Annotated in this window: 13 protein-coding genes; 8 read left to right on the forward strand and 5 right to left on the reverse strand. The window is 66.2% G+C overall.

The annotated features are described in order from the left end of the window. Positions 1–74 precede the first annotated feature (74 nt). Complete coding sequence (locus DMR_RS03675) at positions 75–1,385, reverse strand: O-acetylhomoserine aminocarboxypropyltransferase/cysteine synthase family protein (protein ID WP_012750329.1); 1,311 nt, start codon at positions 1,383–1,385, stop codon at positions 75–77. Between the two features lie 206 nt (positions 1,386–1,591). Between DMR_RS03675 and DMR_RS03680 the strand changes: the two genes are divergently transcribed. The 3 genes from DMR_RS03680 to DMR_RS03690 are packed head-to-tail and all read left to right on the forward strand — an operon-like array spanning position 1,592 to position 3,421. Next, positions 1,592–2,287 carry a type 1 glutamine amidotransferase gene (locus DMR_RS03680; protein WP_012750330.1) on the forward strand — a complete coding sequence of 232 codons (696 nt, stop codon included), beginning with the start codon at positions 1,592–1,594 and terminating at the stop codon, positions 2,285–2,287. Between the two features lie 48 nt (positions 2,288–2,335). Further along, positions 2,336–2,809, forward strand: a complete 474-nt coding sequence (locus DMR_RS03685) for a pyridoxamine 5'-phosphate oxidase family protein (protein ID WP_012750331.1) — start codon at positions 2,336–2,338, stop codon at positions 2,807–2,809. 21 nt (positions 2,810–2,830) lie between these two features. Further along, positions 2,831–3,421 carry a GDSL-type esterase/lipase family protein gene (locus DMR_RS03690; RefSeq protein ID WP_012750332.1) on the forward strand — a complete coding sequence of 197 codons (591 nt, stop codon included), beginning with the start codon at positions 2,831–2,833 and terminating at the stop codon, positions 3,419–3,421. A gap of 378 nt (positions 3,422–3,799) precedes the next feature. Here DMR_RS03690 and DMR_RS03695 read toward each other — a convergent pair whose 3' ends face one another. Then, a complete protein-coding gene (locus tag DMR_RS03695; protein ID WP_012750333.1) occupies positions 3,800–4,489 on the reverse strand; it encodes an LrgB family protein in 690 nt (229 codons plus the stop codon). Continuing rightward, positions 4,479–4,862, reverse strand: a complete 384-nt coding sequence (locus DMR_RS03700; RefSeq protein ID WP_052278944.1) for a CidA/LrgA family protein — start codon at positions 4,860–4,862, stop codon at positions 4,479–4,481. The genes DMR_RS03695 and DMR_RS03700 overlap by 11 nt, the downstream gene beginning before the upstream one ends. Positions 4,863–4,977: 115 nt before the next feature. Between DMR_RS03700 and DMR_RS03705 the strand changes: the two genes are divergently transcribed. Further along, complete coding sequence (locus DMR_RS03705; RefSeq protein ID WP_012750335.1) at positions 4,978–5,856, forward strand: LysR family transcriptional regulator; 879 nt, start codon at positions 4,978–4,980, stop codon at positions 5,854–5,856. A 101-nt stretch (positions 5,857–5,957) separates the two neighbouring features. Here DMR_RS03705 and DMR_RS03710 read toward each other — a convergent pair whose 3' ends face one another. Next, positions 5,958–6,599 carry a peroxiredoxin gene (locus DMR_RS03710; RefSeq protein WP_012750336.1) on the reverse strand — a complete coding sequence of 214 codons (642 nt, stop codon included), beginning with the start codon at positions 6,597–6,599 and terminating at the stop codon, positions 5,958–5,960. Positions 6,600–6,802: 203 nt separating this feature from the next. On the opposite strand from DMR_RS03710, the gene DMR_RS03715 reads away from it, so the two are divergent. From DMR_RS03715 to DMR_RS03725, 3 genes are all read left to right on the forward strand, one after another. Next, positions 6,803–7,162 carry a hypothetical protein gene (locus DMR_RS03715; protein ID WP_043600021.1) on the forward strand — a complete coding sequence of 120 codons (360 nt, stop codon included), beginning with the start codon at positions 6,803–6,805 and terminating at the stop codon, positions 7,160–7,162. Between the two features lie 418 nt (positions 7,163–7,580). After that, complete coding sequence (locus tag DMR_RS03720) at positions 7,581–7,895, forward strand: peptide-binding protein (RefSeq protein ID WP_148208348.1); 315 nt, start codon at positions 7,581–7,583, stop codon at positions 7,893–7,895. 200 nt (positions 7,896–8,095) lie between these two features. Beyond that, positions 8,096–10,126 carry a methyl-accepting chemotaxis protein gene (locus tag DMR_RS03725; RefSeq protein ID WP_043600024.1) on the forward strand — a complete coding sequence of 677 codons (2,031 nt, stop codon included), beginning with the start codon at positions 8,096–8,098 and terminating at the stop codon, positions 10,124–10,126. A 237-nt stretch (positions 10,127–10,363) separates the two neighbouring features. Here the strand turns inward: DMR_RS03725 and DMR_RS03730 are convergent, their stop codons facing one another. Then, a complete protein-coding gene (locus DMR_RS03730) occupies positions 10,364–11,647 on the reverse strand; it encodes a DUF362 domain-containing protein (protein ID WP_148208349.1) in 1,284 nt (427 codons plus the stop codon). A gap of 145 nt (positions 11,648–11,792) precedes the next feature. Between DMR_RS03730 and DMR_RS03735 the strand changes: the two genes are divergently transcribed. Next, a complete protein-coding gene (locus DMR_RS03735) occupies positions 11,793–13,037 on the forward strand; it encodes a hypothetical protein (RefSeq protein WP_012750341.1) in 1,245 nt (414 codons plus the stop codon). Positions 13,038–13,139 lie beyond the last annotated feature (102 nt).

The raw sequence follows: 13,139 nt of genomic DNA on the forward strand, positions 1-13,139 counted from the left end.
CCCAGCCATTTCGAAGGGGGTCTGGGGGAAACGCTTTCTAAAAGCGTTTCCCCCAGTCTTCGTCTTCTCTTTCTCTAAGCGCTGGCAGCCCTAAGCGCCTGATCCAGGTCCGCGATGATGTCTTCCACATCCTCGATGCCGACCGAGATACGCACCATGTCCGGGGTGACGCCGGCTTCGAGCTGTTCGGCCGACGTAAGCTGGGAATGGGTGGTGCTGGCCGGATGGATGACCAAGGTCTTGGCGTCCAGGATGTTGGCCAGGTGCGAGCACAGCTTCACCGAGGCGATGAACTTGCGCCCGGCCTCCAGGCCGCCCTTGACGCCAAAGCCGAAGACCGCGCCGGGGCCGATGGGGAAGAGCGCCTTGGCCCGGCTATGATCCTTGTGGCTGGCTAGGCCGGCGTAGTTGACCCAAGTGACGGCCGGATGGCTTTCTAGGAATTCCGCCACTTTCTGGGCGTTGGCGCAATGGGCCTTGGCCCGCAGCGGCAACGTCTCCAGCCCCTGGATGATGAGGAAGCTGTTAAAGGGCGAAGGCGTGGCCCCGATGTCGCGCATAAGGCCCGTGCGTACCTTGGTGCAAAAGGCCGAGCAGGGCGTGCCGCCTTCCAGCGAGCACAGCATCTCCCAGAAATTGGCCCCGTGGTAGGTCGGGTCCGGGGCGGTGATCTCCGGGAACTTGCCGCCGACGGACCAATCGAAGTTGCCGCCCTCGACAATGGCTCCGCCGATGGCCGTGCCGTGGCCGCCGATGATTTTAGTCAGCGAATAAACCGCGATGTCCGCCCCAAGCTCGAAGGGGTTCAATATGGGCGGCGCGGCCACGGTGTTGTCCACCACGAAGGGCAGGCCGTGGTCATGGGCCACCTTGGCGATGGCCGGCAGATCGTCGACGTTGCAGCGCGGGTTGCCGATGGTCTCGGTGTAGACCAGGCGCGTGTTCTCGTCGATGGCGGCGGCGAAATTGGCCGGGTTCGACGAATCGACGAAGCGCACCTCGATGCCGAAACGCTTGAGGGTGTGCTCGAAAAGGGTGTGCGTGCCGCCGTAGAGATTGAGCCCCGAGACGATGTTCTGGCCGGCCTTGGTGATGGCGGCGATGGCGTAGAAAATGGCGGCCATGCCCGATGCCGTGCACACGCAGGCGCTGGCCCCGTGCAGGGCGGCCAGCCGGCGTTCCAGCACGTCGGTGGTGGGGTTGCCCAGGCGCGTGTAGATGTAGCCGCCTTCTTTCAGGGCAAAGAGGTTGGCGGCATGCTCGGGATCGCGGAACAGATAGCTCGTGGTTTGGTGGATGGGCACGGCCCGGGACAGGGTGTCGGCGTCCGGGGCATGCCCGGCGTGCAGGGCCAGGGTTTGGGCGTGCCAGGTGTTGTCGGCCATGTTGATGCCTCGCCGGTTAGACGGTGTCGCCCGGGGAATGCGGGCATGGTGACCTTGTATACTATACTCATTTAGTAGGAAAGACCAAAAAACGCTCAGGAGTTACCGGCCCGGCGCGCCTTGCTCCTTGACAAGCCGGGGAGGGCGACCCACCATGCGGCCGGCCGTTTTGACCGGCGGCTCCCAACGTCATACCGGAGGTTCCCATGCGTCTGCACGCATTTTATCATGTTCCCTTCGAAGAAGTCGGAGCCATCGGCCTGTGGGCCGCCGAACGCGGCCATGAGGTCGTTTCCACCAGCCTGTACGCCGACGAGACGCCGCCGTCGCCCGCCGACTACGACATGCTCGTGGTCATGGGCGGCCCCATGGGCGTATACGACGAAAAGCAGTATCCGTGGCTGGCCGCCGAGAAAAAGGCCATCGAGGCCGGCGTGGCCTCGGGCAAGCCGGTGCTTGGCGTGTGCCTGGGCGCGCAGCTCCTCTCGGTGGTCCTGGGCGGCTCGGTGTCGCGCAATCCGGTCCCGGAAATCGGCTGGTTCAAGGTGACCATGACCCCGGAAGGGCTGGCCGAGCCGGTTTTCGCCGGCTTCCCCGAGTCCTACTACGCCTTCCACTGGCACGGCGACACCTTCGCCATCCCCCCCGGCGCCGTGCACGCGGCCTCCTCGGCCGCTTGCGCCAATCAGGCCTTTGTCTATAAGCACAAGGTCGTGGGGCTGCAATACCATCTGGAAACCACGCCGATGGGGATGCAAAACCTCATCAAACACTGCGCCGCCGATGTGGCGGTTCCCGGACCAACCGTGCACCATCCCAAGCAGATGCACGCCGGACGCGAAGTGTTCCCGGCCATCAAGGCCCTGACCTACCAGTTTCTCGACGCCCTGGCTTCGGCCTGATCGGACAATGCCTACGTCGCCCGGCGCGGATCGGGCAAGGAGTACGGGATGCGCAAGAAGGAACGGGAAATCAAGGACAAGGCGATCCTCGAACAACTGCTCATGCAGTCGCGGATCTGCCGCCTTGGGCTCTTCGACGGTCAATGGCCCTATGTCGTGCCGGTCAACATGGGCTACGAGCCGGGCCGCATCTATTTTCATTCCTCGAAAAAAGGGAAGAAAATGGACATCCTGCGGGCCAATCCCAACGTGTGCTTTGAACTCGACGCCGATGTGGAGATCGTCACCGGAGATCGGCCCTGCGACTGGACCACTTATTATAAGTCCATCATTGGTTTCGGCACGGCCGTGATCCTCGAAGACGAAGCGGAAAAGCTGGCCGGCCTCAAGGTCATCATGCGCCGCCACGGCGGCCCGGCCGACGGCTTCAAACCCGAAGTCGTGCCCGTCACGGCCGTGGTGCGCATCGACATCGCGTCCATGACCGGCAAGGCCAACCCGCCCCACGGCGAGTGGGATTAGCACGTTCCTACGGAGGCCGCCATGCGCATCGTCTTTGTCGGTGATTCGCTGACCGTTGGCGTCGGCGACGAAACCTACCTGGGCTGGCCCGGCCGGCTGTGCGCCGCCTCGTCGGCCGCCGGCCTGCCGCTTACCCTCTACAACCTGGGCGTGCGCTCAGAAACCAGCCGCCACATCAAAAACCGCCTCGGCCGCGAACTGCCGCCGCGCCTGCTCCCCCGCGACGAGGCCCGCGTCGTGCTGTCCTTTGGCGTCAACGACGCCAAGATCGAAAACGGCCGGCGCAAGGTCGAACTGGCCGAATCCGTGGACAACCTTTTCGAGATCGTCAGCAAAACCAGCTCCCTGTGCCCGACGCTCATGGTCGGGCCGCCGCCGGTCCTCGACGACGCCTACCGGGCGCGCATCGAGGAACTCTCCGACGTCTTCGCCGGCAGCTGCGCCGAAATGGGACTGCCCTACCTCGACATGTGCCGGCCGCTGTGCCGGCAGTCCGCCTACCTCGACAGCCTGGCCGCCGTGGGCGACGGCTACCACCCCGGCGCGGCCGGCTACGCCGCCTTCGCGGCGCGCGTTGGGGAGTGGGAGGCTTGGCAGGGGTGGTTTGTTTAGGGAGTGAGGGGGAGAAGGGGAGAAGATGAAGAGGCCTCCGGCGGCTGGGAGCCTGAGGCCCCCAGACCCCCCGAATGGGGAAAGGGTTAAAGGGGGTATCGACGGGGTTGGTGCTCTGTCGGCCGGGAAGTTAAAAGGCCGGTGTTGAGGATGAAGAAAAGATGAGGCCCTCGAAGTCCGCCAGGATTCGAGGGCCTCTTGTATGGAGAGCAGCGGCTGGTCTGGTAGCCGCCGCCGGAGGGGGCGAAAAAATTACTGTTCTCGTCCAGGGCACCACCCGTCCCCCTAAAACCCCTATGGGGGGTCCGGGGGCCTCAGGCCCCCGGCGGAGAGGGTAAGGCAGAGGCAGCGCCTCTCCTGGCCGCCGGAGGCAAAAAACTACGATTCCAGCAGCGAAATGGCCGGGCCGATGAGGGCGCAGGTGACGCCGGCGAGGATCATGACCAGGCCGGCGATGGCTCCTTCTTCTTCGCCGGCTTCCAGGGCCCGGGCCACGCCGGCCCCGTGGGCGCCCATGCCGAGCATGGCTCCGCGGGCCAGGGCGGTGCGCAGGGGCAGCACCTTGAGCAGCATGCCGCCCAGCGACGCACCCAGGATGCCGGTGGCGATGACGCACACGGCGGCCAGATCCGGCGCGCCGCCCACTTCCCGGGCAAAGTCCATGGCAAAGGGCGTGGTGAACGACCGGGGCAGAAGCGACAGGCGCATTTCCTGGGACAGTCCAAGCAGCCCCGAGAGCAGCCAGCCGCCGCCGAACGCCAGGCCGCAGCCCACCGCGACGCCCACGGCCAGGGTCGGCCAGTGGCGTTTGATAAGTGCGCGGTGTTCGTAGATGGGCACGGCAAAGGCGACGGTGGCCGGGCCGAGCAGCAGCAGCAACCACTGGCCGCCGCGCATGTATTCGCTGTAGCCGGCGTGCAGGACGATGGTCAGCCCCAGGCACAGCACGCAGGTGAGAAGCAGCGGCGAGGTCCACCAGGCGCGCACGTAGTGCCGGGCGACACGCGAGACGACATAGGCGGCCAGGGTGGCCGCCAGCCAGAACAGGGCGGAATGGTTAGCGGACATGGCGCGACCTCAGGCGGATGTGCAGTTCCACGGCCAGGGCCGTGCCGGCCATCACCGAGAGGATGCCGACGACGATAACGGCCAGGATCTTGAGTCCCGTGGACCCCAGCAGTTCGGCATGGTCCCGCAGCACCACCGCCGCCGGGACGAAAAAGAGCAGCATATGGTTTAAAAGCCCCTTGGCTCCCAGACGCAGGCAGCCCACGGGCAGCGCGCCGGTGGCCAAAAGCGCCAGCAGCACGGCCATGCCGGCCACGCCGCCCGGGATGGGCAGCCCGGCCGCGCGCACGGCCGCGTCGCAGATCCACCACAGGCCGATCAGGGCGATGCCTTGGGCCGTGGTCTCGACGAGGCCTCGCAGATTGTTTTTCATTTTTGTTGTTTCCAGTGTCATGGCGGCAACTCCTTGCCTGGAAATCAGATAGGTATGCTTGGCCCATTTGTGAAATGAATTGTCGGAATGAAAACTATTCCGTATTGGAATGGGCATGGAGCTGCGCAATCTGAAAGCGTTCGTGGAAGTGGTGCGCCAGGGCGGGTTTTCCAAGGCGGCCCGGGCGCTTTTCTCCACCCAGTCCACGGTGAGCAAGGCGGTGGGGCAGCTGGAGGCCGAGTGCGGCGAGGCGCTTTTGGAGCGGCTGGGGACCGGCGTGCGCCTGACGGCGGCCGGGGAGCTGGTTTACGCCCGGGCCTTGGCCATGCTGGCCGAGAGCGAGCATCTGGCGGCCGAGCTGGCCGATTTGCGCGGGCTACTCTCGGGCCGGCTGCGCCTGGGGCTGCCGATTTTCGGCAGCGCCCGGCTTTTCGCGCCGCTTTTCGCCGAGTATCGCAGCCGCTGGCCCAATGTGGAGATTGAGCTCATGGAGCAGGGCAGCGCCCGGCTGGAGGAGGCGCTCTTGGCCGGCGAAGTGGAGCTTGGCGTGTCGCTTTTGCCCATTGGCGAGGCCTTTTCCTGGCAGCCGGTGCGCGACGATCCCATGATGGCCGTGCTGGCCGCCGACCATCCTCTGCGCGGCCGGGAGCGCCTGCGGCTGGCGGAATTGGCCAACGATCCGTTTATCCTTTTTGAGCAGGGGTTCGCCCTCAATACGCGCATCGAGCACGCTTGTTCCCTGCGGGGCTTTGCGCCGCGCCTGGCGGCCCGCAGCGGCCAGCTGGATTTCATCATTGCCCTGGTGGCGGCCGGTCTTGGGGTGGCCTTGCTGCCGCGCCTGTTGACCGAAGGGCGCAATCTGGAGCCGCTGGGCGTGGTGCTGGTGGACGAGACTGATCTGCGCTGGCGGGCGGCGCTGTCCTGGCGCAAAGGGGCGCGGTTGTCGCCGGCGGCCCGGGCCTGGCTGGTCCTGGCCCGGGAAAAGCTGGCCTGACGGCGGCGCGGGGGAGCTGGGAGGCGGCAAAAACGCAAAAACACCCGAAGCGCGCCGGCCGGGCCGGGCGCTTCGGGCGTTTTCAAGGCCTAGGGAGCTGTCTAGGACAGGGCCTCGTAGACCTTGCCCACGAGCTGTTCGGACGGGGTCAGGGTCTTGTCGCCGGGGGTCCACTTGGCCGGGCAGGCTTCGGCCGGGTGCTCGCGCAGGTAGACGTTGGCCTGGCACTTGCGCAGCAGCTCGTCGGCGTTGCGGCCGACGTTGTAGAAGTTGATCTCCTTGGAGACCAGCACGCCGTCGGGGTTGATGATGAACGTGCCGCGAAGGGCCAGTCCCGATTCTTCGTCATAGACGCCGAAGTAGCGGGAGACCTTGCCGGTGGGGTCGGCGGCCATCTTGTACTTGACGTTTTCCAACAGTCTCTCGCTGTTGCGCCAGGCCAGATGGGCGAATTCCGTGTCCGTGGAGACGGAAAAGACCTCGAAGCCGAGCTTTTTGAGTTCCTCGTGCTTGGCGGCCAGATCGGCCAGTTCGGTGGGGCACACGAAGGTGAAGTCGGCCGGGTAGAAGAACAGGATCACCCATTTGCCGTCTTCCATGAGCTTTTCCATGTCCATCTCGCCGAAAAAGCCTTCTTCCGGGTCGTAGACTTTCAGGGAAAAGTCCACCACCGGCTGGCCAACGGAAGCCTCGGGGATCTCGGTGCAGCACTCGTCGTATTCTTCGTGGTCGTGATCGTGCATGGGTACGTCCTCTTTGTTTTTTTGGGGGATGGGAACCGGGTCCGAATCCCGCTCTTACAGGTTATGGCCCGGTCGGCGACAAAAGGCAAGCTGGTTTGCGCCATCGTCGCCAAAGGGCTGTCCGGCTGCCGGCTGGACAAGGGCGTCCCGACCGGCTAATTTCCCAAAATATCCGTGTTTGGGCCGCGCGCCAGGGAGGAACCATGCCGCATCGCCACACTTTTTGCCTCGTTGCCGTGCTTTGCCTCAGCCTTGGTCTGGCCGCGGCGGCCGGGGCCGATTCCGGCGTCAAGACCGGCAAGGTCGATCCTTATGGCGACTGCTGCGTGGCCAAGGTGCAGATGACCGGCGTGTCCACCTGGAACGTCACCTGCGGGGCCTGCGCCACCAATCCCGGCGTCTACGCCATCTCCCAGCCGGACCCGGAGAAGCTCGTGTTCACCGGCCCCGGCGGCATAACCGCCGACAGCCGCTACGACGCCGCCTATGCCGTCTGCAACTGTCCGTCCCAGGCTCCGCGCCGGGCGTTCGAAAAACAGATGCGCACCTTCGACGGCAACTAGCTCCAACCGGCCGGCCATGGCCCTGTCCGCACGCGCTCCCCTCTATCTTGTTCCCTGGCCGGGCTGTCTCGGTCTGGCCTTGCCCCTTGGCCGGCAACATCCCGATACGGCCAGCCCCCGGCCTTTCGTCCAAACTCGCCCCACGGTCGGGGCGACAACTTTCGTTGCGACGGTTCGCGGCCGTCGGGCCGGGCACGACGACGCCGAAGGATGGTCGCCGCGACGGCTGGCCTCACGCTAGTCACGCCCGCCAAGAGACGCTCAGGGCGCGTTGGTCGGCCCGTCCGCCGCGGCCAACGCGGCCAACGCGGCCAACGCGGCCAACGCGGCCAACGCGGCCAACGCGGAGAGAAATAGTCCAATTGGATTCCTTTGACAATAGGAATGATTCTTGTTCTCAAAAATAAGGAAGAGCACGATGACGACGACAACTTACACGATGCGGCGGCGGCTGGTTTTGGGGTGGCTGTTGGGGGCGGTCGTGATGCTTGGCGGCTGCCTGGGCGGCAAGACGGCGTCCGGGCCGGTGGATCCGGCCAGCGTGTACACGGTGTCCGCGCCGCTGGCCAATCTGCTGGCCTGCCCGAGTTTGACCTGCGACGTGCTCGAAGACCTGCATGACGGCGACCGGGTGTCGGTGATGACGGTTGTGCCGGGCGGCTGGCTGGAGGTTCGGGCGCTGGCGTCGGGCAAACAAGGGTTCCTGTTGGCCCGATTGCTGGCGCGGCCGTGAACATCCGGGTTCTTGTCATGTGATAATTCGGACGAGCTGCCTGTTTCTGGCGGAAAATTCGCCGAAACAGGCGGGATTTGCTTTCCAGGGAGGATTATTTTTCCTATACTAAAAACTGTCTTTTTTTCGGAAAGTGTTCGTGCAAAATTTCACGACAGGCGTTTCCCGGGGGTGACCCCAGGGCGGCCCAGGAGGTGCGTATGCGGCTGACCTTCACCGGAAAGATCATTGCGCTATTGCTCTTTACCGTGATTCTGCTGACCCTGGCCACCTCGCTTACCGTCCACTATTACCTGTCCGACGGGCTCAACCGCATGAGCCAGCACGAGATCGACACCAAGGCCGACGCCGTCAACGCCATGCTCAAGGAGGCCAGCAGCGAGGTCAAGGGCGTCACCTACCTCCTGGCCACCAGGCCTGATGTGGCCAGCGCCATCGTGGCCAAGGACAAGGCCGCCCTGGTCAAGATCGCCAAGGACGCCCAACGGGAACTGCGCATCGAGTTCGTCACCATCGCCGACGCCGAGGGCAAGGTGGTGGCCCGGGGGCACTCCGACCAGTCCGGCGATTCCGTCAAGAATCAGCTCAATGTCCAAAAGGCCCTGGCCGGCCAGGGGTCGGTTGGCCTGGAAGAGGGCACGGCCGTCAAGTTTTCCCTGCGCGCCGGCTATCCCGTCTACCAGGACGGCAAGATCGTCGGTTCGGTAACCACCGGCATCAACCTGTCCTCCAGCAACGCCTTTGTTGACGACATTAAAAAGGTCCTCGGCACGGAATGCACCATCTTTTACGGCGACACCCGGGTGGCCACCACCATCGAACGCGACGGCAAGCGGGCGGTCGGCACCAAGATGGACAACCCGCAAGTGCTTGCGGCCGTGCTCCAAAAGGGCGGGCGGTTCCTCAACGTCAACAAGATCCTCGGCCAGGACTACAACACCGCCTACTGGCCCATGCACGGGGCCGACGGCAAGATCGCCGGCATGCTCTTTATCGGCCGCGACCGGGCCAGCATCGACGCCACCGAGCGCACCATCCTTTTTTCGGCCCTGACCGCTTCCACGGCGGTGGCGCTCATCGTCATGGTCGTCGGGTTCTTCACGGCCCGGGGCATGACCGCGCCGCTGCGCCGGGTGATGGATTTCGCCCGCAAGGTGTCGCGCGGCGACTTCGACGCCGTGGCCGAGGGACGCTATTCCGGTGAAACCGAGGAACTCAAGAACACCCTGGAGCGCATGGTCGTCAGCCTCAAGGCCAAGATCGCCGAGGCCGAGGCCATGAGCCGCGAGGCCGGCGAAGAGGCCAAGTGCGCCGAGACCGCCCGGGAGGAAGCCGAAAAGGCCCGGGCCATGGCCGAGATCGCCAAGCGCGAGGGCATGCAGGAAGCCGCCGAGAATCTCGGCGTGGTCATCGAAAGCATCATCGCCGCCTCCAACCAGCTGGAATCCCAGGTGGAGCAGGTCCGCACCGGGGCCGACCACCAGCGTGACCGGCTGCGCGAGGTCGTGGAAGCCATCGCCCAGATGACCTCCACGGTTCTGGACGTGGCCAAGAACGCCTCCCGGGCCGCCCAGTCCGCCGACGACACCAAGGCCAAGGCCTCCACCGGCGCGGAGGTCGTGGCGGAATCCATGCGCTCCATCGACCGGGTCAACGCGGTGTCTGCCGACCTCAAGGCGGCCATGAGCGCCCTTGGCGATCAGACCCAGGCCATCGGCCGGGTCATGTCCGTCATCTCCGATATCGCCGACCAGACCAACCTGCTCGCCCTTAACGCCGCCATCGAGGCGGCCCGGGCCGGCGAAGCCGGGCGCGGTTTTGCCGTGGTGGCCGACGAGGTCCGCAAGCTGGCCGAGAAGACCATGACCGCCACCAAGGAAGTGGGCCAGGCCGTGGTCAGCATCCAGCAGTCGGTGACCGGCAACATCCACAGCGTGGACAAGGCGGCCCAGGCCGTGACCGAGGCCACGGAGCTGGCCGGCAAGTCCGGCGGGGTGTTGCGCGAGATTCTGGCCCTGGCCGAGGCCAGCGCCCGGGAAGTGGCCGGCATCGCCGCCGCCGCCGAAGAGCAGTCCGCCGCCGCCGAGGAGATCAACCGGGCCATGAACGAAGTCAGCGAGGTGGTGGAAACCACCAGCAACGGCATGCACGAGTCGGCCCAGGCCGTCCATGCCCTGGCCGATCTGTCCGGCGACATGGATCAGATCATCGTCAAGCTGCGCAGCGCCTAGGGCGTCGCCGCCGCAACGTTACGAGGCCGCCTTCCCGATCCGGGAAGGCGGCCTCGTTTTTTGCGTCGGCCCAGGGGTAAGCCCCTTGGCCGCTGTTCCCGGCCAGGGAACCGCTGCCCCTTGCCTGCCGGTCGACCAGAAAACCACCCCCGCCGATACCCCTTTAAACTTTTCCCCCATTCGGGGGGGGCTGGGGGCCTCAGGCCCCCAGCCGCCGGAGGCATCTTCCCTCTTTGCTTACACTTCCCCCTTCCACTGCGGCTGCCTCCCGTCCAGTTCGCGCACCAGGGCGTCGTATTGGCGCAGTTGCTCGGTCAGGTAGCCGGGTTCGCCGTGGAAGCTCAGCGCTCGGCGGGGGCAGACGAGCAGGCAGTAGAGGCAGGCCAGGCACTGGGAACGGTCGCCGGAGGCGGCCACGGCCTTGGGGTCGAGTCCGGCCGGGCAGAAGCGGCGGCAGGCCCCGCAGTCGTCGCAGGCGGCCGCGTCCAGGGTCAGCGCGTCCAGGCGCAGTTCGTCGCGGCAAAAGACGTCCTGGCGCAGGCCGGTTTTAAACAGCAACGCGCCGAACCAGTCCGTGCCGGCCAGCCAGGTGAAAAAGGGCGTGTTGCGGATGGCCAGGAAATATTTCTGGCGCTTGGGGTGGTGGATGAAGGTGGCGAGCGGGCCGGCCACGGGCGGGGCCAGGGGGCTGCCGGCCAAAAGCGGCAGGGCCAGGCCGTCCAGGAAAGCGTCCATGTTCGGGGTGGCCAGCCCCCGACGGCGCGCCTCGGCCAGGGGGCGGACCTTGTCGGCCGGGAAGCCGGCCAGCCGGGCGCAGGCCAGATCGATCAGGTAGGGATTTTCGCCGAAGACTAAGGCGTCCAGGCGAAGCGGCGTGCCGCGCGTGGGGCCAAGGCCTTCCATGGCGACCAGGGCGTCCACGATGTGCAGGGCCGGGCGCAGGGCGAGGTTCAAATTCACGATGTTGGCGGCCAGGCTCTGGTGGGTCTTTTTCTTGTTTTCCTGGCCGACCAGGCAGCCCATGAGATTTTTGAGGCACACGGACATGCCGGCCTCGAAATGGGTCTTGAGCTTGGGCAGGTTGATGACCAGGGCGGCTTCCAGGGCCGGCCGGGCGACCAGGGCGGTCACGCCGTTCTCGAAGGGCACGGGCAGGCCCTCGGCCTGGTTGAGGTCGATGGCGGCGTAGCCGAAGCGGGCGGCGGCGGCGTTTATGCGCAGGCGCTCCATGACCCCGATCTTGTTGCGGTAAAAGCCGCTGTTGGTGCCTTCGCCCACGGTGACGTCGGTGTAGCCGGCGTCGCGCAGATGCCCCAGCAGGGCGACGAGCAGGCGCAGATCGGTGGTGTTGCCGGTCAGCGCGTTCATGTTGGCGTTGCCGTTGGGCTTGACGAGGATGGGCGCGGCCTTGTCGGCCGGGAAGACGTGGGCGAAGTCGGGCAGCACGTCGTTAAGGACACGGCGCACAGCGGCGGCGTCGTCGGCCCGGCGCAGGCGCAGCAGATAAGGGGGCGTCGGCATGGGCATTATCCAATGGGTTGTTGGGCTGTTGAGAGAGTGGTTCACGATAGCGTCGTCGCTCCGGCAGGGGAAGTGAAACCTCCGGGACGTCCCGTGCGACATGGCCGGGGAACATGCCGCGACAAGCGGTGCGTTCGGAGGGTTCATGCGAAAGGCTTGCTGCATCCTGGCCGTTACGGCCTGCGTGTTTGTTGCTGCCGGCGAAATAGTCTGCCGTCTGATCGATGCCCTTGGCGATAGCCAGGCCCTGGCCGCAGAAGGCGAGGCTGTTGATCTGGCGGCGCTCAATTACAACGACGACAAACCGTTGCCCCGGAGGCGTACGCCCGGGGAATTTCGTATTCTCACCTTTGGGGATTCCTACTGTTGCGGCACGGTCAAGCCGCAATATACGCTTCAGGGCGCGGCTTCGCGGTCCCTGGCCGAGGCTGGGGCGCGGACGCGGCTGGTCAATTTCGGCGAACCCGGCTCCAGTTTCGCCCATTACCGCAAGGCCCTGGCCCACTGGAGCGGCCGGGTGGAGGCCGACGGCCTCATGGTGGTGGTTTTTCTGGGCAACGATCCCCAGGAAACGGCCTGGGACGCGGCCGACCCGGACCAGCCGGTCAACGCCGTGCTGCGTGCCTGTCCGGTGTCCGTGGCCAACGACCGCAAGCGCCTGACCGCGCCGCCCCATCGTTTCGGCCTGCGCCTGATCGACTACACGACGGCCTTGGCCGACTTCGTGCTGGCCGGGGCGTACGTGGAAACCGGCGCGCCGGAGCCGTTTTCGCCGCTCTACGCGCCCTTGCCGCCCGAACGCTACCTGCGCCAGACAGCCAATTTCGCCGTGGCCGGCGAGGCGGCCCGTTGCGGCGAACTGTCCAAGGGCTGGCAGGCCCTGGCCGAGCTGGGGCGCGATCTGGAGCGTCTGGGCCGACAGCGGCGCATCCCCACGGCCGTGGTGCTGGCTCCGCCGGAAGTGGCGGCGCGCCCGGGGCTGTGGCGCGAGGCGGCGGCGTTTTCCGGCGGCCAGATCGAGCGCTACGATCCCTGGCTGGCCGGGCGCATGGCCCGGGCCGTGCTGGGGCAGGCCGCGCCGGAGGTGGCGGTGCTGGACCTGACCCCGGCCTTTGTCTGCGCCGCCGGCCGGGGCGACATGCTGTATCCGCCCCGGGAGATCCATTGGAACGTGGCCGGCAATCGGCTGGCCGGCGAGGCCGTGGCCCGGTTCGTGGGCCGGCAGTGGCTTGGCCTGCCTGAAGCGGCACTGCCGGGCGGCGACGCCTGCCTGGCCGCCGCCGCGCCGCCCCTGGACGAGGCGCCGGTCAATGCCTGCCTGCTGGCCGCCGGGCAGGTTGACGGCGGCAAGGCCCTGGCCGCCAACTGTCCGGCCTGCCGCGTCCAGTAATTCCCCGCATCAACGCCAAAGCGTCCCGGGTCCGACCAACGAACCCAGGACGCTTTACTTTTTACTTTTCCCCATGTGGGGGATCTGGGGGCCTCAGGCCCC

This window comes from Solidesulfovibrio magneticus RS-1 (assembly GCF_000010665.1).
GTDB lineage: Bacteria > Desulfobacterota > Desulfovibrionia > Desulfovibrionales > Desulfovibrionaceae > Solidesulfovibrio > Solidesulfovibrio magneticus.